At 70.1% G+C, this 22,756-nt stretch carries 19 protein-coding genes; 10 read left to right on the top strand and 9 right to left on the bottom strand.

Annotated features, from left to right (window positions below):
* From I004_RS0111635 to I004_RS0111615, 5 genes are all read right to left on the bottom strand, one after another.
* Positions 1–1,836 (bottom strand): branched-chain amino acid ABC transporter permease, encoded by a 1,836-nt coding sequence (locus tag I004_RS0111635; protein ID WP_106965321.1) that lies wholly within the window; start codon positions 1,834–1,836, stop codon positions 1–3.
* A gap of 5 nt (positions 1,837–1,841) precedes the next feature.
* A complete protein-coding gene (locus I004_RS0111630) occupies positions 1,842–2,771 on the bottom strand; it encodes a branched-chain amino acid ABC transporter permease (RefSeq protein WP_028435637.1) in 930 nt (309 codons plus the stop codon).
* Positions 2,772–2,870: 99 nt separating this feature from the next.
* Positions 2,871–4,112, bottom strand: coding sequence for a branched-chain amino acid ABC transporter substrate-binding protein (locus I004_RS0111625; RefSeq protein WP_028435636.1), 1,242 nt, complete (start codon positions 4,110–4,112; stop codon positions 2,871–2,873).
* Between the two features lie 287 nt (positions 4,113–4,399).
* The gene (locus I004_RS37510; RefSeq protein WP_051344945.1) at positions 4,400–5,029 is read right to left on the bottom strand and encodes a hypothetical protein; all 630 of its coding nucleotides are present in this window, start codon (positions 5,027–5,029) and stop codon (positions 4,400–4,402) included.
* 124 nt (positions 5,030–5,153) lie between these two features.
* Positions 5,154–5,648 carry a PaaI family thioesterase gene (locus I004_RS0111615; protein ID WP_028435635.1) on the bottom strand — a complete coding sequence of 165 codons (495 nt, stop codon included), beginning with the start codon at positions 5,646–5,648 and terminating at the stop codon, positions 5,154–5,156.
* Positions 5,649–6,055: 407 nt separating this feature from the next.
* Between I004_RS0111615 and polA the strand changes: the two genes are divergently transcribed.
* Both polA and I004_RS0111605 read left to right on the top strand, forming a co-directional pair.
* Positions 6,056–8,713 carry a DNA polymerase I gene (polA, locus tag I004_RS0111610; protein ID WP_078511087.1) on the top strand — a complete coding sequence of 886 codons (2,658 nt, stop codon included), beginning with the start codon at positions 6,056–6,058 and terminating at the stop codon, positions 8,711–8,713.
* 109 nt (positions 8,714–8,822) lie between these two features.
* On the top strand, positions 8,823–10,427 hold the full coding sequence (locus I004_RS0111605) for a lytic murein transglycosylase (RefSeq protein WP_037975823.1): 1,605 nt from the start codon (positions 8,823–8,825) through the stop codon (positions 10,425–10,427).
* Positions 10,428–10,541: 114 nt separating this feature from the next.
* On the opposite strand, the gene I004_RS0111600 is transcribed toward I004_RS0111605, so the two are convergent.
* Entirely contained in the window at positions 10,542–11,402 is an 861-nt protein-coding gene (locus tag I004_RS0111600; RefSeq protein ID WP_051344943.1) for a methyltransferase domain-containing protein, read from the bottom strand.
* Positions 11,403–11,755: 353 nt separating this feature from the next.
* On the opposite strand from I004_RS0111600, the gene rpsA reads away from it, so the two are divergent.
* From rpsA to I004_RS39470, 5 genes are all read left to right on the top strand, one after another.
* A complete protein-coding gene (gene rpsA / locus I004_RS0111595; protein WP_028435631.1) occupies positions 11,756–13,291 on the top strand; it encodes a 30S ribosomal protein S1 in 1,536 nt (511 codons plus the stop codon).
* 205 nt (positions 13,292–13,496) lie between these two features.
* Complete coding sequence (locus I004_RS33465; protein ID WP_051344942.1) at positions 13,497–14,480, top strand: PAC2 family protein; 984 nt, start codon at positions 13,497–13,499, stop codon at positions 14,478–14,480.
* A 54-nt stretch (positions 14,481–14,534) separates the two neighbouring features.
* Complete coding sequence (coaE, locus tag I004_RS0111585) at positions 14,535–15,188, top strand: dephospho-CoA kinase (RefSeq protein ID WP_028435630.1); 654 nt, start codon at positions 14,535–14,537, stop codon at positions 15,186–15,188.
* A gap of 138 nt (positions 15,189–15,326) precedes the next feature.
* Entirely contained in the window at positions 15,327–15,701 is a 375-nt protein-coding gene (locus tag I004_RS0111580; protein WP_028435629.1) for a tetratricopeptide repeat protein, read from the top strand.
* Positions 15,702–15,764: 63 nt separating this feature from the next.
* On the top strand, positions 15,765–15,905 hold the full coding sequence (locus I004_RS39470; protein ID WP_158677029.1) for a hypothetical protein: 141 nt from the start codon (positions 15,765–15,767) through the stop codon (positions 15,903–15,905).
* A gap of 69 nt (positions 15,906–15,974) precedes the next feature.
* Here I004_RS39470 and I004_RS0111570 read toward each other — a convergent pair whose 3' ends face one another.
* Both I004_RS0111570 and I004_RS0111565 read right to left on the bottom strand, forming a co-directional pair.
* Positions 15,975–16,526: an HAD domain-containing protein gene (locus I004_RS0111570; protein WP_028435628.1), complete on the bottom strand. Its 552-nt coding sequence runs from the start codon at positions 16,524–16,526 to the stop codon at positions 15,975–15,977.
* Between the two features lie 41 nt (positions 16,527–16,567).
* Positions 16,568–17,248: a maleylpyruvate isomerase N-terminal domain-containing protein gene (locus I004_RS0111565; protein WP_028435627.1), complete on the bottom strand. Its 681-nt coding sequence runs from the start codon at positions 17,246–17,248 to the stop codon at positions 16,568–16,570.
* 184 nt (positions 17,249–17,432) lie between these two features.
* Between I004_RS0111565 and I004_RS0111560 the strand changes: the two genes are divergently transcribed.
* From I004_RS0111560 to I004_RS0111550, 3 genes are all read left to right on the top strand, one after another.
* Positions 17,433–20,333 (top strand): DEAD/DEAH box helicase, encoded by a 2,901-nt coding sequence (locus tag I004_RS0111560; RefSeq protein ID WP_028435626.1) that lies wholly within the window; start codon positions 17,433–17,435, stop codon positions 20,331–20,333.
* On the top strand, positions 20,330–21,694 hold the full coding sequence (locus I004_RS33460; protein ID WP_078511023.1) for an SWIM zinc finger family protein: 1,365 nt from the start codon (positions 20,330–20,332) through the stop codon (positions 21,692–21,694). Before I004_RS0111560 ends, I004_RS33460 begins: the two co-directional genes overlap by 4 nt.
* Before the next feature lie 85 nt (positions 21,695–21,779).
* Positions 21,780–22,163: a hypothetical protein gene (locus I004_RS0111550; protein ID WP_028435625.1), complete on the top strand. Its 384-nt coding sequence runs from the start codon at positions 21,780–21,782 to the stop codon at positions 22,161–22,163.
* On the opposite strand, the gene I004_RS0111545 is transcribed toward I004_RS0111550, so the two are convergent.
* The gene (locus tag I004_RS0111545; RefSeq protein ID WP_028435624.1) at positions 22,147–22,740 is read right to left on the bottom strand and encodes an NUDIX domain-containing protein; all 594 of its coding nucleotides are present in this window, start codon (positions 22,738–22,740) and stop codon (positions 22,147–22,149) included. The two genes, I004_RS0111550 and I004_RS0111545, sit on opposite strands and share 17 nt — an antisense overlap.
* Positions 22,741–22,756: the final 16 nt, after the last annotated feature.

The raw sequence follows: 22,756 nt of genomic DNA, 5'->3' as shown, positions 1-22,756 counted from the left end.
TCATGCCTCCGTCTTGCTGAGGCCGGGGCCGCCGGTCGGTACGTCGAGCTGGCCGGTCTCGTGGAATTCGAGCTTCTTGCGGCGGTCCGCGAGGAGGCCTTCGGGGCGGAAGCGCATCAGGAGCACCAACGCCAGTCCGAAGAGGAGGAGTTGGTAGTCGCCGATGAACTGCAGCTTGGCCGGGATCAGGTAGAGCAGCGAGGCGCCGACGAGGGGTCCGCTGACGGTTCCCATGCCGCCGAGGATGACGGCGGCGAGCAGGAACGCCGAGTTGGGCGGCACGACTTCGACGAACTGGTACTGCTCCGGCGTCACGGACGAGGTCACGTGCGCCTGCACGGTGCCGGCCATGCCGGCGAGGGTGGCCCCGAGTGCGAAGGCGATGAGCTTGACCCGGAAGCCGTTGATGCCCATGGCGCGTGCGGCGGTCTCGTCCTCGCGTACGGCGACCCAGGCGCGGCCGATGCGGGAGCGGTCGGCACGGCGGAAGATCGTCACGATGATGATCGTGAAGACGAGCATGAGCAGGTAGTAGTTGGCGAACGGGCCGAGTTCGACACCCATGATGGTGTGGTCCTCGCCGAGGTCGAAGCCGAGGATCACCAGGTCCGGGATGTTCGCGATGCCGTTGGCGCCGTTGGTGACCGACGGACCGGAGGACCCGTCGAGGTTCTCCATGCCGATGCGGAAGATCTCACCGAAGCCGAGGGTGACGATGGCGAGGTAGTCGCCGTGGAGCCGCAGTGTCGGTGCGCCGATGACGACGCCGAAGACGAGTGAGGCTCCGGCACCGGTGAGCACGGCGGCCCAGAAGGGGAACTCGACGCCCAGGACGGATGTGTCCGACCCGGAGACGAGTGCCGCGGCGTAGGCGCCGACACCGAGGAAGGCCACGTATCCGAGGTCGAGGAGGCCGGCGAGGCCGACGACGACGTTGAGGCCGAGTGCGACGGTGGCGAAGATCAGGATGTTGGCGGCGACGGAGGTGTACTGGTCGCTGCTCTGGGTGAAGGGGAAGCACGCCGCGGCGACGAATGCCGCCGTGAAGGTGACGTTGCGGTGCTTGCCCGTGATCTTGCCCAGCCGCTGGCTGAGTCCGGCGCGTGCCAGGGCGGTGGCGGCGAAGCCGACGAGGATCAGGAAGCCGATGAAGAGTTCGCCGTACGGGGTGTCGATGCCGTAGGTGAACACGAACAGCGCGATCCCGAACGTGACGGCGATGATGAGCAGTTCGGCCCAGCCCGGGAGGTCCCGTGCGCGCTCGGGCGCGGGAGACTTGAGGGAGTGCCGGAAGCGCTGCCAGGCGCCGGGGTTGCGGAGCGCGGGGTCGGCGGGGTCGAAGGGTTCGTCGGCCCGGAGGCCGAGGGCACCGACCACGGTGACGAGGCTGGCGAGTACGGCGACCCACATGCCCGGTTCGAAGTTGACGAGCCCGCCGAGTACGACGGCGATGGCGCCGGCGGTGAACCATGCGACGCCGAGCGTTCCGATGGCCAGCAGCACCACGGGCGCGGTCTTCCCGCCCGGGGTCAGCCAGCCCAGCCCGCGTACGCCGCTGCCTGCGAGCAGCACCGCGAGGGTGAGGACCGACCCGACGAGGGTGAGGGTCTGCAGGTCGACGGGTGAGCCGTAGTAGGTGAGGTCGCCGGGGAATTCGGCCGTCCAGGTCCAGGCGAGCATGGTGCTCGCGAGGGTGCCGACGGCTCCGGCGGCGGTGAGGATGCGGGCTGCCTTGGGGGGCAGCGGCAGGGCGCCGGGGGCGCCGGTCGGGTCGAGCGGTTCGGCCGGTGTGGCGTCAGCGGTGGGGGTGCCCGCTTCTGGGTTGGTGGTTGCCATCGCTATCACGCCCTGTCCGCGATGCGTTCGCCGAGCAGGCCCTGTGGTCGTACGAGGAGCACGAGGATCAGCAGGACGAATGCCCATACGTTCTTCCAGGCGCCGCCGCCGAAGAGTTCCATGCCGGGGATGAATTCGATGTAGGCGGTGGCCAGTGACTCGGCGAGGCCGAGGACGATGCCGCCGACCATGGCTCCGTAGATGTTGCCGATGCCGCCGAGCACGGCCGCGGTGAAGGCCTTCAGACCGAGGATGAAGCCGATCTTGAAGTCGATCTGCCCGTACTTGAGGCCATACGCGATGGCTGCGACCCCGCCGAACGCGGCGCCGATGGCGAACGCGGTGACGATGATGCGGTCGGTGTTGATGCCCATCAGCTTCGCGGTGTCGGGGTCCTGCGAGGTGGCCTGCATGGCGCGGCCGGTGCGGGTCTTGGCGACGAAGAAGCCGAGGGCGATCATGCAGACGGGCGCGGCTATCAGCAGGAACAGTTCGCCGCGCTGGACGTTGGCGCCGAGGATGTTGACGCTCTCACCGCCGAACTGCGGGAAGGTGCGGGCCTTCTTCGCGTCGGGGTAGAAGCTCCAGATCAGCTGCTGGAGCATGATCGACAGGCCGATGGCGGTGATGAGCGGCGCCAGCCGGGGGGCGTTGCGCAGCGGCCGGTAGGCGAAGCGCTCCGCCCCGATGCCGATGAGTACGGACACCCCGACCGCCATGACCAGCATGACCGGCAGGGCGAGCATGAGGGCTGTGCCCTTCGGGAGGATCAGCCATGCGGTGAGGCCGCCGAAGGCCCCGAACATGACGATCTCGCCGTGGGCGAAGTTGATGAGCTGAACGATGCCGTAGACCATCGTGTATCCGATCGCGATGAGCCCGTACATCGCGCCGAGGATGAGTCCACTGGCCAGTTGCTGCGGCAGGTCGTTCACCGCGGGGCCTCCGAGTGGTGTCTGGATACGACCGCGCGGGGGCGCTGTTCGCGTCCCCGCGCGGCGTAGTGGTGTGGTTGAACGGGGCGGTCGCCCGGCTCAGTCTTCTTCGAACGTGCCGGTCTTGACGGGCTTGTGCTCGCCCTTCTTGACCTCGTACAGCGAGAGCTGCTTGTTCGTGGTGTCGCCGTACTCGTCGAAGCCGACCTTGCCGCTGACGCCGTCGAACTTGACGTCCTGCATGGCTTCGGAGACCTGCTCGCGGGTGTCGTTCATGTCCTCGGGCAGCTTGCCGTCGTTCTTCTCGGCGACGGCCTTGACGGCCTGGATGATGGCCCAGGTGGCGTCGTAGGCGTAGCCGCCGTAGGCCTCGTAGGGCAGCTTGTAGCCGGCGGCCTCGTAGTTCTTGGTGAACTCCTTGGCGCTGTCGAGGGTCTCCAGCGGGGCGCCGACGGAGGAGGCGATGTCGCCCTCGGAGTTCTTCTTGGCCAGCTTCACGTACTCGGCGCTGAAGAGCGCGTCACCACCGACGACGGGGCCCTTGAGACCGGCCTTCTTGGCCTGGTCGGCGAGCGGTGCGCCGGCGGGGTATTCGCCGCCGTAGTAGACGAAGTCGGGCTTGGCCTTGGCGACCTTGTTGGCCACCGCGGTGAAGTCCTTCTCCTTGGGGTCGACGTGGTCGGTGCCCACGACCTCGCCGCCGAGGTCCTCGAACTCACCCTTGAAGGTGGCTGCGAGACCCTTGCCGTAGGTCTTCTTGTCGTCGATGACGAAGACCTTCTTGAGCTTCTTCTCGTTGTACATGTACTGCGCCGCGTACGGGCCCTGGATGGCGTCCGTCGTGGAGGTACGGAAGTACGTCTTGAACGGGCGTTCCTTCTTGCCGGTGCGCCAGTCGGTGCCCTGCGTCAGCTCGGGCGCGGTGTTGGCGGGGGAGACCTCGACCATGCCGGCCTTGTCGAAGACCTTCTGCATGGACTGGCCGACGTTGGAGTTGAGGGGGCCGACGGCACCGACAACCTTGTCGTCCGCGACGAACTTGTTGGCGTTCTGCTGGCCGGCGGAGGGTTGGGCGGCGTCGTCGAGTGCCTGGAGCTTGAACGTGACGCCGTCGACCTCCTTCTTCTTGTTGGCGGTCTTGACGGCGAGGTCGGCCGAGTTCTTGATGCCCTGGCCGAGCGCGGAGAGATCACCGGTGAGCGGGGCGTCGAGACCGATGGTCACGGTGGTGTCCCCACCACTCTTGCCGCCGCTGTCCTCGCCGCGTGAGCCGCAAGCGGACAGCACGAGAGATCCCGCGGCGACCGCGGTGGTGATGATGAGCAATGAACGGTGGCGCACGATCAGTCCTTTCCCCTGGCGCGGCCTTCGGAGATGAAGGGCCGTGTCGCGCGCCGGGCACCCTGAGCGTGGAACGGATCAGGGTTCTCACTGCACACCCGGCTGCGCGGTGACTGGCGGTGACTCTATGGCCGTCGGATCGCGGGGGGCAGAGGGGCCGGGCAAGGTGTGACGTTCTTGTTATTGAGACCCGACCAATGCGTGTCCGTACGGGAGCGTCCGGGAAGATCCGCTCTGTGGCGTGCGTGTAGCGGACACAATTCGGAAGTGTGAATCAGCAGATCGCCTCAGGGTTCGGCTGTGCTCTGTGAGGTGTCCTGCTCGCAGAGCGTCCGGAATGCGAGCGTGAGTGCGTCCGCGTAGCGCTCCCCTGGGATCACGCTCAGCTCCTGGCGCGCACGGTCATTACGAAGAGTCACGTTGAGGAACGGTGAGCGGGCACGGAGCGGCACGCGGTCACAATTGGTGACTCTCGCTTTGAGGAGCAGGGTCCGCGGGCGGCCGGGGGAGACGGAAACCGGTCGCCCTTCGTCGAGGTTCAGCTGGACGGCCTCGTACCCCTGGTCGACGTCCAGGACGGTCAGCGGCGCGGTGGCCGCCGCGTGCATCTCGACGGAGAAGGTGCGGCGGGCCCGGTCGGAGACGGCCAGGCGGTCGAAGGTGATGCGGGCGGTCTGCGCGGGGTAGGGCATGCGCCGGGACGTGGCCGAGGGCAGCGCGTCGTCGGGCTCTGGGCGGGGCTCCGCCTGTCTCTGCTGCGGCTGCGGCTGGGCCGCGGGCGGCTGGGTGGCGATCGCGTAGCCGCCGCCGGCGAGCAGGAGGAGTCCGAGAGCGCCGGCCGCGGTGCGGCGGGTCCGCGGTGAGAGGTCGTACCAGCGCTCGGCGATGCCTGTGGTTTCGCTCCCCGAGTACAGCACGTCCCCCTGCCGGGGCTGTGGCCGCGGCGGAGGGACGCCGCGGTTGCGGGCAGGGGCAGGGGGTCTTCGAGGGGTGTCCGGTGCCCCTCCCCGTCTGCGTCCGGTGCCGGCCATGTGCGGGAAGCTAGCGGCCTTCCGGCGGAGTGACCAGAGTGGCCGCACCGGGTGCGGCGTCTCGCAGCAGGCACGTGAGCCGGGCGGTGCACACGCGCTTGCCGTCGTCGTCGGTGATGACGGTCTCGTACGTCGCGGTGGAGCGTCCCTGGTGGACGGGTGTGGCGGTGCCGGTGATCAGTCCGGAGCGGACGCCGCGGTGGTGCGTGCAGTTGAGGTCGACGCCGACGGCGATTCTGCCCGGGCCCCCGTGCAGCATCGCGCCGACCGAGCCGAGGGTCTCGGCCAGAACGGCGGAGGCACCGCCGTGAAGCAGGCCGTAGGGCTGGGTGTTGCCCTCGACGGGAAGCGTGCCGGTGACCTTCTCGGGTGAGGCGTGGAGGATCCGCAGGTCCATGCGCTCGCCGAGGTGCCCCGCGGAGAAGAGCGCGGGCAGATCCATGCCGAGTCCCGCCCACTGGTCGAGGATCTCCTGCGGGAACGTGGTCCTAGTGTGCTCGCCCATGGGCAGCGGCTCCGATCACCTTGTGGGGCCGGCCTGCCGGTGTGCCCGTCCGGGCGGTCGTCCCGGCAGGCCTGCGCGGTCAGTTGTCAGGCACCGTCCTATCAGGTCGCTGAGCGTGCGCTCAGGCCCGAGTGATGCGGATCACCGGCGACTTGACAGCCGGGTGCCGCTCGTGTCGGCGGCGGTGTCCGGCGGTACCAGGACGTTCGTCCCGGGGGTGGGCCGTGCTCCTCTCGAAGGCCCCTTCCGAAGTCCTCACACGGTGTGCTCGGGCGCTGATCCCCGGGACGCGGTGGCCCGGTGCGGGCAGCGCCGTGTGCGTGCGGACGGGGTTGTCGGTGGGGCGTGGGAGGATCGGGGACGTGACTGAGAAGGCATCGAAGAAGACCGCACCGCGCCTGCTCCTGATGGACGGGCACTCGCTCGCGTACCGAGCGTTCTACGCACTGCCCGCGGAGAATTTCTCCACCTCCACGGGCCAGACGACGAATGCGATCTACGGCTTCACCTCGATGCTGTCCAACACCCTGCGCGACGAAGAGCCCACGCACTTCGCGGTCGCCTTCGACGTCTCCCGCAAGACCTGGCGCTCGGCCGAGTTCGCGGAGTACAAGGCCAACCGCTCCAAGGCCCCGGACGAGTTCAAGGGGCAGGTCGAGCTCATCGGGGAGCTGCTCGACGCGATGCGCGTGCGCCGCTTCGCCGTCGAGGGCTTCGAGGCGGACGACGTCATCGCGACGCTGACCAAGCAGGCGACCGCCGAGGGCTTCAAGGTCTCCATCGTCACCGGCGACCGGGACGCCCTTCAGCTCGTCAACGACGACGTCACGGTGCTCTACCCGACGAAGGGCGTCTCGGAGCTGACGCGCTTCACGCCCGAGAAGGTCTTCGAGAAGTACGGCCTGACGCCCGAGCAGTACCCGGACTTCGCGGCGCTGCGCGGCGACCCGTCCGACAACCTCCCCGGCATTCCCGGCGTCGGCGAGAAGACGGCCACCAAGTGGATCACCCAGTTCGGCTCCTTCGCCGAACTGTCCAGCCGGGCGGACGAGGTGAAGGGCAAGGCCGGGGAGAATCTGCGGGCGCACCTGGAGGCGGTGACGCTCAACCGTCATCTCACGCAGCTCGTGAGCGACGTCGAACTGAGCTGCCGTCCGGAGGACCTGGAGCGTGTCGCCTACGACCGGGACACGCTGAACGTCGTGCTGGACGCCCTGGAGTTCCGTCATCTGAACTTCCGCGAGCGGCTGTTCGCGGTCGATCCGGGCGCGCAGGAGGAAGAGGTCGCCCCGTCCGTGGAGGGCGTGGAGATCGACGGCAGCGTGCTGGGCCCCGGCGAGCTGGTGGGCTGGCTGGACGAGCACGCGGGCGGCACCCTCGGCCTGGCCACCGTCGACGTGTGGAAGCTGGGCACCGGCAGCGTCAGCGAGATCGCTCTCGCCGCCGCGGGCGGGCCCGCGGCCTGGTTCGACCCGGCGCGGCTGGACGAGGCGGAGGAGAAGGCGTTCGCCTCGTGGATCGCGGACGCCGCACATCCGAAGGTCGTCCACGACGCCAAGGCGATCATGCGTGTCTTCGCCGAGCACGGCTGGAGCGTCGCCGGAGTCACCCAGGACACGGCCCTGGCCGCCTATCTCGACAAGCCCGGCCGCCGCTCCTTCGACATGGACGCGCTGTCGGTGGAATACCTCGGCCGCGAGCTCGGCCCCGCCGACGCCGGCGGCGGGCAGCTGGCCTTCGGCGTGGACGAACAGGCCGAGGCGCAGGCGCTGATGGTCAAGGCGCGCACGATCCTCGACCTCGGTGAGGTCTTCGAGGAGAGGCTCGCGCAGGTCGGCGCCGCCGATCTGCTGCGCGATCTGGAGTTGCCCACGTCGGCCGTGCTGGCACGGATGGAGCGCGCCGGCATCTGCGCCGACCGCGAGTGGCTGACGGGTCTGGAGCAGCAGTTCGCGGACGCCGCCCAGCAGGCGGTGAAGGACGCACACGCCGCCGTCGGGCACGAGTTCAACCTCGGTTCGCCCAAGCAGCTCCAGGAGGTGCTCTTCGGCGAGCTCGGCCTGCCCAAGACGAAGAAGACGAAGACCGGCTGGACGACGGACGCCGACGCGCTGACATGGCTCGCGACGCAGACGGAGCACGAACTGCCGGTGCTGATGCTGCGCTACCGCGAGCAGCAGAAGCTGCGCACCACGGTCGAGGGCCTGATCAAGACGATTGCCGCCGACGGCCGCATCCACACCAGCTTCAGCCAGACCGTCGCCGCCACCGGCCGTCTCTCCTCCACCGACCCCAACTTGCAGAACGTGCCCATCCGTACGGACGAGGGCCGCGCCATCCGCCGTGCCTTCCGCGTCGGCGAGGGCTACGAGAGCCTGATGACCGCGGACTACAGCCAGATCGAACTGCGCGTGATGGCCCACATGTCCGACGACGAGAAGCTGATCGAGGCCATCACCTCCGGGGAGAACCTGCACACGACCGTCGCCTCGCAGGTCTTCGAGGTCACCGAGAACCAGGTCGACGCCGAGATGCGCCGCAAGATCAAGGCCATGTCCTACGGTCTGGCCTACGGGCTCTCGGCCTTCGGCCTCTCCCAGCAGCTGGGCATCACGCCCGACGAGGCCCGCAAGTTGATGGACGACTACTTCGAACGGTTCGGCGGAGTGCGCGACTTCCTCCACCGGGCGGTCTCCGAGGCCCGCGCGACCGGCTACACCGAGACCATCATGGGCCGCCGCCGCTATCTCCCCGACCTCAACAGCGACAACCGGCAACGCCGCGACATGGCGGAGCGGATGGCGCTCAACGCACCGATCCAGGGCACGGCGGCGGACATCGTCAAGCTGGCGATGCTGCGCGTGGACTCTGCGCTGCACAAGGAGAAGCTGCGCTCACGGATGCTGCTCCAGGTGCACGACGAGATCGTGCTCGAAGTGGCCCCCGGCGAACGCGACGCCGTCGAGGAACTCGTGTGCCGGGAAATGGCCGACGCGGTCCAGCTGCGTGCGCCGCTGGACGTCTCGGTCGGCGTCGGTGACGACTGGGAATCGGCCGCCCACTAGCCCTGTCTGCCCCATGCGGCCAATGCCCCCGACCCGCAGACGTAACAGGGGAGTTGCCGTAGTGTCACCCCTGTTGGCGACCGCAGCGGAGAGCAGGGGAGTCCGGCACATGGCGCTGTATGGCGGTATTCGCGGCGGCAGGAAAATCCGCCGGGGGGTGACCGGTACGGCCATCGCCGCCGCGACGATGGCTGCACTGACCGCGTCGCAGGCGCCGGGGTCGGACGTGAACCACCTCGTGGACCCGGGCAAGGAGCGTCCGGACGAGGCGCAGCCCGACCGCGCGCCGGGCGACGACTCGTACCACACGGAGCTGCCGCCCCTGGAATCGCCGGCCCCGCCCCGCAGTTCACTCGACAAGCCTTCGGAGTCCGGCATCCCGGCGTCGCTGCTCGCCGCGTACAAGAAGGCCGTCAGCTCCATCAACGCCTCCGACCCCGCCTGCGGGCTGCGCTGGGAACTGCTCGCGGCCATCGGCAAGGTCGAGTCCGGGCAGGCTCGCGGCGGAGCGGTCGACAAGGACGGCACGACCCTCCGGCCGATCCTGGGTCCGGTGCTGAACGGATCGGGCTTCGCCCGTATCCACGACACCGACGGGGGCCGCCTCGACGGCGACCGGCGCTTCGACCGCGCCGTCGGGCCCATGCAGTTCATACCCTCGACGTGGTCCCGTTGGGGCACCGACGGCAACGGGGACGGCAACAGCGACCCGGGCAACGTCCACGACGCGGCGCTGGCCGCCGCCGGCTATCTCTGCGCGGGCGAACGGGACTTGACCTCCAAGGCCGGCCTGCACCGCTCGATCCTCAGCTACAACAACTCCCAGGACTATCTGCGCACAGTGCTGGCCTGGTACGAGTTCTACCGCAAGGGCACGCACAAGGTTCCCGACGGCTCCGGGGCTGTGCCCACCTCACCGGGCGCCGGCGGCTCGGACAGTGCCGGCAAGGGGAAGGGCAACGGCAAGGGTTCACATGGAGGCGGCTCCGGGTCGGACAAGCCCGGCAAGGGCGACGGGCACGACTCGCCGGCTCCGGTCACGCCCACGGCACTGAAGCCGGTCCTGGCGGGCGAACTCACCGCCTACACCGGTGAGAACTTCGACGACCGAGTCCGCGTACGGGCCGTCAGCGAGTCCGGCAAGGCGGTCAAGGGCGTGCGCGTCGAGTACACGATCAAGGGCGACACCGGCGCCCGCTTCCCGGGCGATTCGAAGAAGGCCACGGCCACCACGATGCCGAACGGCCTCGCCACCGCTCCCTTTATCGATGCCGGCGAGCAGGCCGGCGACTTCACCGTCACCGCCACCACCAAGGTGGCGGGCAACGACCCCACCACCACGGTGAAGGCCGAGGTCGAGGCCAAGTACACCTTCGCTCTCGACCACGAGGGTCCGTTGAAGGCCCCGGTGGATTCGGAGTTCACCGACTTCAAGGTCAATCTCAAGCATGAGAAAGAGGCCGCCGGCGGTGTTCCCGTCACCGCCACGATGGTCGACAAGGACGGCAAGGAGAACACCAAGGGGCCCTTCTTCACGGACCTCTTCGGCAACGAGGACCGCTCGATCACCCAATCGACGGGCGTACTCGCCCAGGCCGGAGTCCTCGAACTCCCGACCATCCACACCGACGGCGACACCGGCACCTTCATCCTGCGCCTCACCACCGAGGACGGCTCGACCTCCGACATCGAACTCACGGTCACCGAAAAGTAGTTGGCGTCGGCCCGCCTCTTCGTCATCGAACCGGTGAGCATCACCAGCATGGGATGAGCACCCGGCTGTGCGGCACTGGCCGACCCGGCGCAAACGTCCCGACGCAGGGCCGCGTCAGTGCCCCTTGTCGCGCTCGCATACGAAGATCGCCGTCCCTGGGATGAGCCGCCCGCGCAGCGGGGACCAGCCGCCCCACTCCTGCGCGTTCCAGTCGGGCCACTCAGGCTCGACGACGTCCAGCAGCCGGAATCCCGCACCCACCAGGTCCCGCACCCGGTCGCCGAGGGTGCGGTGGTGCTCGACGTAGACCGCGCGCCCCTTCTCGTCCTCCTCGACGTAGGGGGTCCGGTCGAAGTAAGAGCTGATCACCGTCAGCCCTTCCGGGCCCGGCTCGTCCGGCAGCGCCCAGCGCAGCGGATGCGTCACGGAGAACACCCACCGCCCGCCGGGCTTCAGCACCCGCCGCACCTCCCGCAGCACGCGCTCGGGGTCGGCGACGAACTGCAGCGCGCCGTAGGCGGAGAAGGCCGCGTCGAAGGAGCCGTCGGCGAAGGGCAGCGCCCGGGCGTCCGCCTCCACCAGAGGAAAGCCGGCACCGTCCCCGTCACCGCAGCCGATGCGCAGCGCGTGCTGGAGCTGCCGGTGGGAGAGATCCAGTGCCACAGGACGGGCCTCCTGCGCGGCGAGCCAACGGGAACACTGCGCGGCGCCCGCCCCCACCTCCAGCACGCGCCGCTCACGCAGCGCCCCGGACGGGCCGAGCAGCCGGGCCTTCGCCTCGTCCAGGCCCTCCGGGCACCAGACGAAACGGGCGTCACCGAGGAAGGCACCGTGATCGTCCTGGTACTCGTCGGCGTTGCGGTTCCACCATCCGCGGTTCGCGAGGCTGCTCTCCGCGCCGCCGGCCTGTCTGCGCACGGCCTCCGGCTCGGCATACGTCGCCGTGCTTTTCCTGCCGCCGTCATCTTGGATCATCGCGCCCGCCGTCGTACGCTCACGTATATGACTTGTCGCCGCGGGGGCCGCGGAGACATCGCTCAGTGCCTCAAGGGGTGCACGCTGTGACGGGCGCGCCGGTTATGGGACGTTCCACCCCAGCTGTGCTCTTTCGCGCATTGACCATGCCCAGCGGCCCCCGTATGCTACAAGTTGCGCTGCGGGCCTGCGCGCCTCGGACGGAGCAGGCCGCGCTCGCATCGGTGGTGTATTCCCTCGGGTTTGTGGCTCTCAAGGCTGTGTCCGGCTGGCTTGCATGCGCGGTGCGATAACGGGCTCTCGGCGTAGCAGGACCTACGACTTCATGTCCGTACCCGGAGACCCTTTCACACATGACGAGCAGCACCGAGACCACCGCCACCACTCCGCAGGTTGCGGTAAACGACATCGGTTCCGAGGAAGCTTTCCTCGCCGCGATCGACGAGACGATCAAGTACTTCAACGACGGCGACATCGTCGACGGCGTCATCGTGAAGGTCGACCGGGACGAGGTCCTGCTCGACATCGGCTACAAGACCGAAGGCGTCATCCCGTCCCGCGAACTCTCGATCAAGCACGACGTCGACCCCAACGAGGTCGTCGCCGTCGGTGACGAGATCGAAGCCCTTGTGCTCCAGAAGGAGGACAAGGAAGGACGCCTGATCCTCTCGAAGAAGCGCGCTCAGTACGAGCGTGCCTGGGGCACCATCGAGAAGATCAAGGAAGAGGACGGCATCGTCACCGGCACCGTCATCGAGGTCGTCAAGGGCGGCCTCATCCTCGACATCGGTCTGCGGGGCTTCCTGCCCGCGTCCCTGGTCGAGATGCGGCGTGTCCGTGACCTGCAGCCCTACGTGGGCAAGGAGCTCGAAGCCAAGATCATCGAGCTCGACAAGAACCGGAACAACGTGGTTCTGTCCCGCCGTGCCTGGCTGGAGCAGACGCAGAGCGAGGTCCGCCAGACCTTCCTCACCACCCTCCAGAAGGGCCAGGTGCGCTCCGGCGTCGTCTCCTCCATCGTCAACTTCGGCGCGTTCGTCGACCTGGGCGGTGTGGACGGTCTGGTCCACGTCTCCGAGCTGTCCTGGAAGCACATCGACCACCCCTCCGAGGTCGTCGAGGTCGGCCAGGAGGTCACGGTCGAGGTCCTGGACGTCGACATGGACCGCGAGCGCGTCTCCCTGTCGCTCAAGGCGACGCAGGAAGACCCGTGGCAGCAGTTCGCCCGTACGCACCAGATCGGCCAGGTCGTGCCCGGCAAGGTCACGAAGCTGGTTCCGTTCGGTGCGTTCGTCCGCGTGGACGAGGGCATCGAGGGTCTGGTCCACATCTCCGAGCTGGCCGAGCGCCACGTGGAGATCCCGGAGCAGGTCGTCCAGGTCAACGACGAGATCTTCGTCAAGGTCATCGACATCGACCTCGAGCGCCGCCGCATCAGCCTCTCGCTGAAGCAGGCCAATGAGTCCTTCGGTGCCGACCCGACCACGGTCGACTTCGACCCGACGCTGTACGGCATGGCCGCGTCGTACGACGACCAGGGCAACTACATCTACCCCGAGGGCTTCGACCCCGAGGCCAACGACTGGCTGGACGGGTACGAGAAGCAGCGCGAGGAGTGGGAACGCCAGTACGCCGAGGCGCAGCAGCGCTTCGAGCAGCACCAGGCGCAGGTCATCAAGTCCCGCGAGGCCGACGAGCAGGCGGCGGCCGAGGGTGCCGGCGCAGGCGGCGGCAGCCCGCAGCCCCAGCCGGGTGGCAACAGCGGCGGTGGCCAGGGTGCCGGTTCCGGCGGTTCGTACTCCTCGGAGTCGAACGACGACTCGGGCGCTCTCGCCTCGGACGAGGCGCTGGCGGCTCTGCGTGAGAAGCTCGCAGGCGGCCAGAGCTGAGGCGCTGAAGCTGAAGGCCGGCCGCTGAGAGGCGGCAGAGGCTGAAGCACGAAAAGTGGGGCCTGCTCCTTCGGGGGCGGGCCCCACTTCTCTGTCCGCGTCCTGCCGCAGGAATGCCCGCCGTCCACGCACCGTTGTCGTAGGGGAACGCGACTAGTTAGGGGCGCCAGCAGTGCTTGAACCGCACAGTGGGCAAAGCGTGTACATGTGGGACGAGAGCGGCCTGGAGGCTGTCGATGCCGTCCTCGCAGAGTCCGACAGCGCCGGACTGGTGATGCTGTATCACTTCGAGGGATACATGGACGCGGGCGACGCCGGAGAGCAGATCGTCGAGCGTCTGAAGGACACTCAGCCCAGCACCGTCGTAGCGCGTTTCGACGCCGACCGCCTCGTCGACTACCGCGCGCGCCGCCCCACCATGACGTTCCGTCGCGACCGCTGGGTCTCCTACGAGACGCCCCGGCTGGACCTGCGGCTCGTACGCGACGCGACCGACGCGCCGTTCCTGCTGCTGTCCGGGCCCGAACCGGACGTCCAGTGGGAGGCCTTCACCGCGGCGGTCGGTGAGATCGCCGAACGCCTGGGCGTGTGGATGTCGGTCAACTTCCACGGCATTCCGATGGGCGTCCCGCATACGCGTCCCGTGGGCCTCACGCCGCACGGCACGCGTACGGATCTCGTGCCGGGCCACCGGGCTCTCTTCGAGGAGGCCGAGGTCCCAGGCAGCGCAGCCGGGCTGATCGAGCTGCGGCTCGCGGAGGCCGGGCACGATGTGCTCGGGGTCGTCGCGCATGTGCCGCACTACGTGGCGCGGTCGCCCTATCCGGACGCTTCCCTCGTCATCATCGAGGCCATCACCTCGGCCACGGGTCTCGTGCTGCCGGACGTGGCGCACGCTCTGCGCAACGAGGCGCTCAAGACCCAGAGCGAGATCGAGCGGCAGCTCGCCGAAGGGGACGAGGACCTCGTGGCTGTCGTACGGGGCCTCGAGCAGCAGTACGACGCACTCGCCGGGGTCGAGACCCGGGGCAGCCTCGTGGCCGAGCCCGGCGAGCTGCCCTCGGCCGACGAGCTCGGAGCGGTCTTCGAGCGTTTCCTCGCCGAGCGCGAAGGCGAGGGCGGCGAGAAGGGTCCGGGCCGCGGGAGCGGCGGCGGATCCGATGGGAGCGGCGGCGACAGCGCGACCTGAGCCGGCCCGGGCCTGCGCGCCGCCGGCTCGGGCGCACCGTATAGCGTGGCCGACATGCTGAAGGTCGGACTGACGGGTGGCATCGGAGCCGGGAAGAGCGCGGTCTCGGGGCTGCTCGACGGGTACGGGGCGATGATCGTCGACGCGGACAAGATCGCCCGGGAGGTGGTGGCGCCCGGTACGCCTGGGCTCGCCGCCGTCGTCGAGGAATTCGGGGAGGAGATCCTCACGCCCGACGGCAGCCTCGACCGGCCCAAGCTCGGGTCGGTCGTCTTCGCCGACACGGACAGGCTGGCGGCGCTCAACGCGATCATTCACCCGCTCGTGGGGGAGCGCTCAGCCGAGCTGGAACGTCAGGCAGAGGAGGCGGAGAAGGCCGCGACAGCCGAAGCGGCCGGGGCCGGCTCTCCGAAGGACCCTGGCAGCCGCGCCGTGATCGTCCACGATGTGCCGCTCCTCGCCGAGAACGGGCTCGCCCCGCTCTACGACCTCGTCCTCGTCGTCGACGCCTCGCCCCAGACCCAGCTCGACCGACTCGTGCGGCAGCGCGGCATGACCGAGGAAGAGGCCACCGCCCGAATGGCGGCGCAGGCCACACGCGAGGAGCGGCTGGCGCTGGCCGACATCGTGATCAGCAACGACGGCTCGCTGGAGGAGCTGGAGACACGGGTGCGAGAGGTGTGGGAGGAGCTGCGCCGGCGGGCGTAGGGGCGCGCGGCGGGGCGTAGCCCGCTCCAGTGGGAGCGGAGTGCCAGTGGTTGCGACTGGGAATAGCTACAGGGGATGAGGCGTTCCGCGCCTGTGCACCGTACCTGTCACACCGGCCCCGGTGAGGAGGCAGCCACCGTGTCCGAGGCCACTCCTGAGACCCTGGTCATCGAGTTCCGCGCTGCCGAGCAGCTGATCAATGCGCGCGACCCGCGTGGCGCCCTGAAGCTGCTCGACACGGTCATCGCAGCGCACCCGGAGAATACGGCCGCGCGGTTGCTGCGCGCCCGTGCGTTCTTTCTCGGAGCCCAACTGCGCCCTGCGGAGATGGAGTTCCAGACCGTACTGGAACGCGAGCCGGACAACGCGTTCGCGCATTTCGCGCTCGCCCGTACCCTTCAGCGCGCCGACCGCAAGGACGAGGCGAGACGCCACTTCCGGCTGGCCGCGGCCCTGGATCCGCGGCCGGACTTCGTCGAGGCCGCGGACTTCGACCCGCCGCGCTCGTCCTGACACGCCCTCCGGCCAGGGTGTGCTGTCCGCGCCGACTGGAACGCCGCGCGGACGGCACCGCCGGTGGCGGTGCCCGGGGAGGAGCAGGACTTCGCCGTCGGCTCCCGCATCAAGGGCACGGAGGCCGCGGTGGTGCTGAGGTACCTGTTCACCGGCGGCACCGGGGGTGCCGCGGTGTGCCTGTATGCCACCTGGGTGCTGTGAAGCCACGCGTGCCGAGCTTGCCGGTCAACTCGATTGGCGCGTAGGGGCGTTGTATGTGCTTTCCCTTCGTTACGACGCGTGCCCGGCTTCCCTCTCCGCCCAAGTGCGCAGCGCCGCGAAGTCCTTGGGGCGCAGCCCCCGCCGGGGGCTGACCCAGTGCAGCAGCGCGGGACCGTCGTGGTGAGCGGTGACGTAGCGCTTGTCGTGGTCGGTGATGCCGTCGTCGACCCACGCGAACGGGCGTCCCCTCGCCCACTCGACGATGTGCCGCGCCTTCCAGTGGGTGCCGTCCGGGCCCGGTGTGAACAGCTCCGCCCACTCGATCACGGGCAGTCGGGGCAGACCCAGGACCGGGGCGATGTGTGTGTTGGCGTCGTGCATCCACGTCGTCGCCCACACCAACTCGTACGGCAGTGCGCTCAGTTGGGGCCCGTGCGCGGCCCTGAGCCACACACGCAGCGATCTGACCTCCTCTTCGGGGAGAGGAGCGTTGCGGCGCACCCAGTCGGCCGGCTTGAAGCGGTGCGTCGTGTAGCCGCGCGGTCGCCGGCGCAGCCGGGTGGCGAACGGGTTGAGCGGGCCGTCGACATCGAGCAGGAGGAGGGGCGCTGTTGATGGCATCGCCCCCATGATGCCGCGCCCCGCCACCATCCGTCTCCGGATCAGCCCGCTGCCGGCGCCGTGACCTGCTGTGCGTCCGGAGTGCCGGACCAGCGCCATGATGTGCGGCGCGGGCGGCCCGGGAGCGCGGTTCGGCCCGTGGCCCACAGCAGGGCCTGCCAGGGGTCCGCGTCGACCTGCACGTCGGGGAAGAGCCTGGTGAGCACGCGGCGGCACAGGTCCTGCGGCGGCTCCCAGCCGATGCCGAGGCCCTCGGCGACGTCGTACACGTGGACCAGGGTCTCCACGACGCCCATCGCCGCGAAGCCGCCCGCGTCCGCGACGCCGTACGGATGCCAGGCGCGCAGGTCCGGCGGTGCCGTGCGCACCATGGCCACCAGCAGCGCGCCACTCGCCTCCAGGACCCGCAGCAGGCCCGCCGTCCCCGCGTCCCGGTCCGCGAAGATCGTGTTTCGGGGGCCGCCCGGCTGTCGCGGCGCGAAGCTGAAGGGGATGCCGTCCGTCAACGGGGGGTTGTCCGGCGTGAGTTGAGTGGCATAGGTGAACAGGTCGTCGCTGAGATGCTCGACGGTGTCCCAGCAGTCCCACTCCAGGGGCCCTGCCTTGACGCTCCAGTCCGCCTCCGCCCCTTCGCTCAGGGCGGCCACGGCCAGCCGCACCACCTCGTGCACGTCTTCCGCTGTCACCAGCATGGTCCGGTATGTCCCGGCGTTTTCCGGCATGGCGTGAACGTATCAACGTGGTATGTGACGCCGCGCGCCGATTTCCGGACGGACAACGGCGGACGGAAAACCACGAGGGCGTTGTCAGTGGCCCGCCTTAGACTCGTGCGCGTTCGAGTGGGGACCGTGCGTCGCCGGGGAGCGCACGGTCCCTGCGGTACGAGAAGCGGAAGCGGTGGCGCGGATGGCAGGGCCCCCGAAGGACGGGCTCGCGCGGTGCGCGGCGGTCTTTCTGCCGGGGGAGCCGTCGCGTACGGGCAGGGTCGCCTTCTGGTATCCGGACGGCGCGGAACTGCCGCCGCCCGGTGAATGCGGGATCCGCGATGCGGTGCCGACGGAGCTGACGGTCGCACGGCGCCATGGAAAGGGCGCCCGTGCACGCACGGTCGCGGCCCTCAGCGTGGGTGTGGGTGACGCGCTGCCCCTGCTTGTGGGCGCACGCCAGGATCCGCAAGCACACCCGGCTGCCGCCTGCTGGGGTGCCGCCGCGCTGCACGCCCTGCACCTCGTCGCGCGGGGGCGTCTGCTGCCCGGCCTGGGCAGCGGGGACACCGACGCATGGCGGGCAGGACCGCTGGAGGCGCAGGACGTCGAGCATGTGCGGGCGATCGCCGCTGCCATGCCGGCCGAGGCGCATGCAGTGCCCGTGTCCGGCAGCGGCGGGCCGCTGCGGCTGCCGGCTCCGGAAGCCCTGGTGCGGTCCTTCCTCGACGCCGTCGCCGACACCCTGCCCCGCACCCCGGCGGCACCGCACGCCGTGGGCGCACCCTTCGCCGCGTCCGAGCCGCAGCGGCTCCCGGGAGCACGCGAGTGGGCCGCGGAGGTCGCGGCAGGCATGGATGTGGGCGTGCGGATCTCGCTTCGCCTCGACCTCGCAGCCCACGACCTGTTCGACACGGGCCCGGACGAGGAAGGCGCGGGCGACGGACCGGGCGGTGACGGGGTCCGCAGGAGTTCGGCGGCCGTCGTGCAGGTGCACAGCCTCGCCGATCCCGTACTCGTCGCGGATGCCGCCCAACTCTGGGCGGGAGCCGACCACTTCGGCCCCCGCGCCCGCATCGACACCCTGCTCGGGCTGCGCCGCGCCTCCCGCGTGTGGCCGCCGCTGGGACGGCTGCTGGAGCGTCCCGTCCCGGACGTGCTGCCGCTGTCGGAGGACGAGGTCAGCGACCTGCTCGGCAGGGCCGCAACGCGGCTCGCAGCCGCCGGTGTCGCCGTCCACTGGCCGCGCGAGGTGGCACGCGAACTGACCGCGACCGCCGTGATCCGCCCCGCCCCGGGCACGGCCTCCGACGGGTTCGGCTTCTTCGAGGCGGACGAACTCCTCCAGTTCCGCTGGCAGTTGGCGCTCGGCGGCGAACAGCTCAGTGAGGCCGAGATGGATGCACTCGCCGAGGCCCATCGGCCGGTCGTACGGCTGCGTGGTCAGTGGGTGCTGGTCGACCCCGGGCTCGTACGCAAGGCCCGCAAGCGCAACCTGGGCCTGCTGGAACCCGCCGACGCCCTGTCCGCCGCGCTCACCGGCTCGGCGGAGGTCGACGGGGAGAGTGTCGAGGCCGTCCCCGTCGGCTCCCTGGCGAAGCTGCGCGCACGCCTGCGCTCCGAACCGCCCCCGCTCGACCAGCCGGAAGGGCTGCATGCCATCCTCCGCGACTACCAACTGCGGGGTCTGGCCTGGCTCGACCTGATGACGTCCCTCGGCCTGGGCGGCTGTCTCGCCGACGACATGGGGCTCGGCAAGACCGTCACGCTCATCGCGCTCCACCTGCACCGCGCGCGGTCCGGTTCGCGGGCGCCCACCCTCGTCGTCTGTCCCGCCTCTCTCCTGGGCAACTGGCAACGGGAGATCGAACGCTTCGCGCCGGAGGTGCCGGTGCGCAGATTCCACGGCGCCGACCGCAGCCTCCCGGGGCAGGCCCCGGAAGACTCCGGTGCCGGCGGCTTCGTCCTCACCACCTACGGCACGATGCGCTCCAGCGCCTCCGAACTGGCCGCGCAACGCTGGGGGTTGGTCGTCGCGGACGAGGCGCAGCACGTGAAGAACCCGCACTCCGCCACGGCCAGGGCGCTGCGAACGCTCCCGGCTCCCGCACGGGTGGCTCTCACCGGCACACCCGTCGAGAACAACCTCTCCGAACTGTGGGCACTCCTCGACTGGACCACGCCGGGGCTGCTCGGCCCGCTCAAGTCCTTCCGCGCACGGCACGCCCGCGCCGTGGAGAGCGGGGAGGACGAGGAGGCGACGCGGCGCCTGGCGCGCCTGGTGGGACCGTTCCTGCTGCGGCGCAGGAAGTCCGATCCGGGCATCGCCCCCGAACTGCCGCCGAAGACCGAGACGGACCACCCCGTCGGGCTCGTACGCGAACAGGCCGGACTCTACGAGGCCGTCGTACGCGAGACCATGGCCAGGATCGAGGCGTCGGAGGGCATGGCCCGCCGCGGCCTGGTGATGAAGCTGCTGACCGCGCTCAAGCAGATCTGCAACCACCCGGCGCAGTATCTGAAGGAGACCGCGGTGGCACCGGGGCGCGAGAGCGGCGCCGTGATCGCGGGCCGGTCCGGGAAGCTGGAGCTGCTGGACGAACTGCTGGACGTCATCCTCGCCGAGGACGACGCGGTCCTCGTCTTCACGCAGTACGTGGAGATGGCACGGCTCATCGAGCGCCATCTGCAACAGCGGGGCGTGCAGGCGCAGTTGCTGCACGGCGGAACGCCCGTCGCGCGGCGTGAGGAGATGGTCGCCGGCTTCCAGAGCGGCGAAGTCCCGGTGTTCCTGCTGTCGTTGAAGGCGGCGGGCACCGGCCTCAACCTCACACGCGCCGCGCACGTCATCCACTACGACCGCTGGTGGAACCCTGCCGTGGAGGAACAGGCCACCGACCGTGCCTACCGCATCGGGCAGACGCAGCCCGTGCAGGTGCACCGCATCATCACCGAGGGGACGGTCGAGGAGCGGATCGCTCTGCTGCTCGACGCCAAACGGGAGTTGGCCGACGCGGTGCTCGACGGCGGCGACGCGACGGCGCTGTCCGAGCTGAGCGACGCGGAGCTGGCCGACCTCGTCTCCCTGAGGAGGCCGGTATGACCGGGCCAGGGAGCTCGCCGGGCGGCTTCGCCGCGGGCCGTGGTCACGGCGGTGCCCGCCCCGCCGTCGCCCGCACGCGCAGCCTCCCGCCCTTGCGTCCCCGCCCGGGTGCGCGCGGGCCCTTCGCGGACTCCTGGTGGGGCGACGCATGGGTGCGGGCTCTGGAGGAGTCCTCGCTGGACGCGGGCCGGCTCTCGCGGGGCCGCACCTATGCGCGCGCCGGGTACGTCGGCACGATCACGGTCACGCCCGGCCGGATCACTGCGCCCGTCAGCGGCACCCGTCCCCGCCCGTACCGCACGGTGATCCGGTCGCGGGTGCTGACCGCCCCGGAATGGGACGCGTTCCTGGACGCCGTCTGCGCGCAACCCGCCCACATCGCTGCCCTGTTGGACAAGGACATGCCGCACGAGCTCGTGGACGCGGCCACGGCGTCAGGGGTGCGGCTGCTGCCGGGGCCCGGCGATCTGGACCCCGACTGCTCCTGCCCCGACAACGGGCGTCCGTGCAAGCACGGGGCCGCCCTGTGCTATCAGACGGCGCGTTTCCTGGACTCCGATCCGTTCGTGCTGCTGCTTCTGCGCGGCCGTGACGAGGAGGAACTTCTCGACGAACTCGCGCGGCGCAACGCCAAATCGAGCGCGTGCGCCGCCCATGCTGTGGACGCCGCGGACGATCATCCCGACCACGCGGACAGCACACGGAAGGCGGTCTCCTCCGGCGTGCCGGCGCGCGACGCGCTGGCCACCTCCGTACGTCCGCCCCTGCCGGCACCTCTCGAGCCGCCCTCCGCGCCCGGCGAGCCGCCCCTGCTGCCCGAACTCCCCGGCGCACCCGATCCGTTGGACCTCGCCTTCCTCGCCACCGACACGGCAAGGCGGGCCCACACCGCCCTGACGACGACCGGTCACGCCGGGCTCGTACCGCTCCCGCCGCGGTACGACGCGATCCGGCTGGCGGCCACCCATCCCGATCTCACAGGGCGCGGCACGCTCTCCGCCCGCTTCGCCCGGCTCGCCCGCGAGAGCGGCCATACGGCTCCCGGCCTTGCACGGGCCGCAGCGGCCTGGCGGCAGGGGAGCGAGGGGCTGTCGGTGCTGGAGTCCGACTGGGACCCGCCGGCAGGCAACTTCGACCGCGCACGCGGGGCGCTGGCCGCGGCCGACCTGCCTCGGATGTCGGTCCACCGCAACCGCCTCACCGACCCCACCCGCACCTTCCAGCTCCGCTACGGCCGTGACAGCCGCTGGTACCCGTACCGCAGCGAGAAGACCGGTGGCGCGGGGTCGGAGGAGTGGTGGCCGGAAGGCCCGTCGGACACCGATCCGGCGGCCGCGTTGACAACGCTGATGGCGGGTTGAGGGCGCGCCTTCCGAACCCGCCGTCGGCTTCCCGTCGATACCATCAAATGCCGTGTGTGCACGTGGACTTCGGAGGGGGAGAGGCATGGACACTGCATCAGCGGGAGCGATCGCGGCGGCCGTCAGCGCGGCTGCCGCCTCCGCCGGTACGGAAGCAGGCAGACACGCGTGGGAGTCGCTGCTCGACCTGTGCCGACGCATCGGAAGGGGGCGGCCGGGAGCCGAGATCGCGTTGCCGGACGACGCAGATGACGAGGATCAGGTCCGTCAGCTGACCACTGGAGTGATCGACGAGAGCGAGAGGGACGAGGCCTTCGCGGCCGACCTGGAAACATGGGCCGGGCAGCATGGGTTCACCGTCCGCATCGACCGCGGCAGCGTCCACAACACCGTTTCCGGAAACGCCCGCATCAGCGGGCCTGTCATCCAGGGCCGCGACTTCTCCGGGCCCATCAGCTTCGGCGGCTAGACCGCGCATTCCGGCGCGCCTGATCATCTCCGTCCGTCGCACGTCGACTCTCAGCGGTCGTCGACGGCGGACGGGGGAACGCCGACCTCGGTGAACAGCCGGCGGTGGAAGGGGCCGAGGCCGTCGGGACGGTCACGGACCGGAATGCCTCCCGCGTCGGCAGCAGACGGCGGTGAGTCATCTCGAACTGCGGTTCCCACCGCTCCAGTTGCACCTCTGCCCGCCACATCGACCGGACCAGTACGAGGCCCTCCTGGTGGCCCCGGACGCATACGCCGCGGCTGAACCCGAGGAGCCGGCAGCCCGTCACCTCGCAGCAGGCTTCCTCACGTACCTCGCGGCGCATCGTCTCGACCCACTGCTCGTGCTGCTGGGGGCGGCCTGCGGTCAGACCCCAGCACCGGCCGTCGCGGCTGACCACGACGATGCGGTCGCCGGCGAAACACACCGCCTCGGCGCCGTGCGGAGTGCCAGGCGGAGGGTCCGGAGGCGGATGCCACGCGACGCGCCAAGTCTGGCCGTTGATGGCCGCGTTGAAGCCGACGCCGTCCTCGGCGGTTTCGGCGTGCTCGTCCATGTTCTTCTCCAGCGGA

The sequence above is a fragment of the Streptomyces sp. TAA486 genome, from assembly GCF_000426165.1.
Note: the sequence above shows the minus strand (reverse complement) of the source record. Positions and strands in the feature narration are given on the sequence as shown.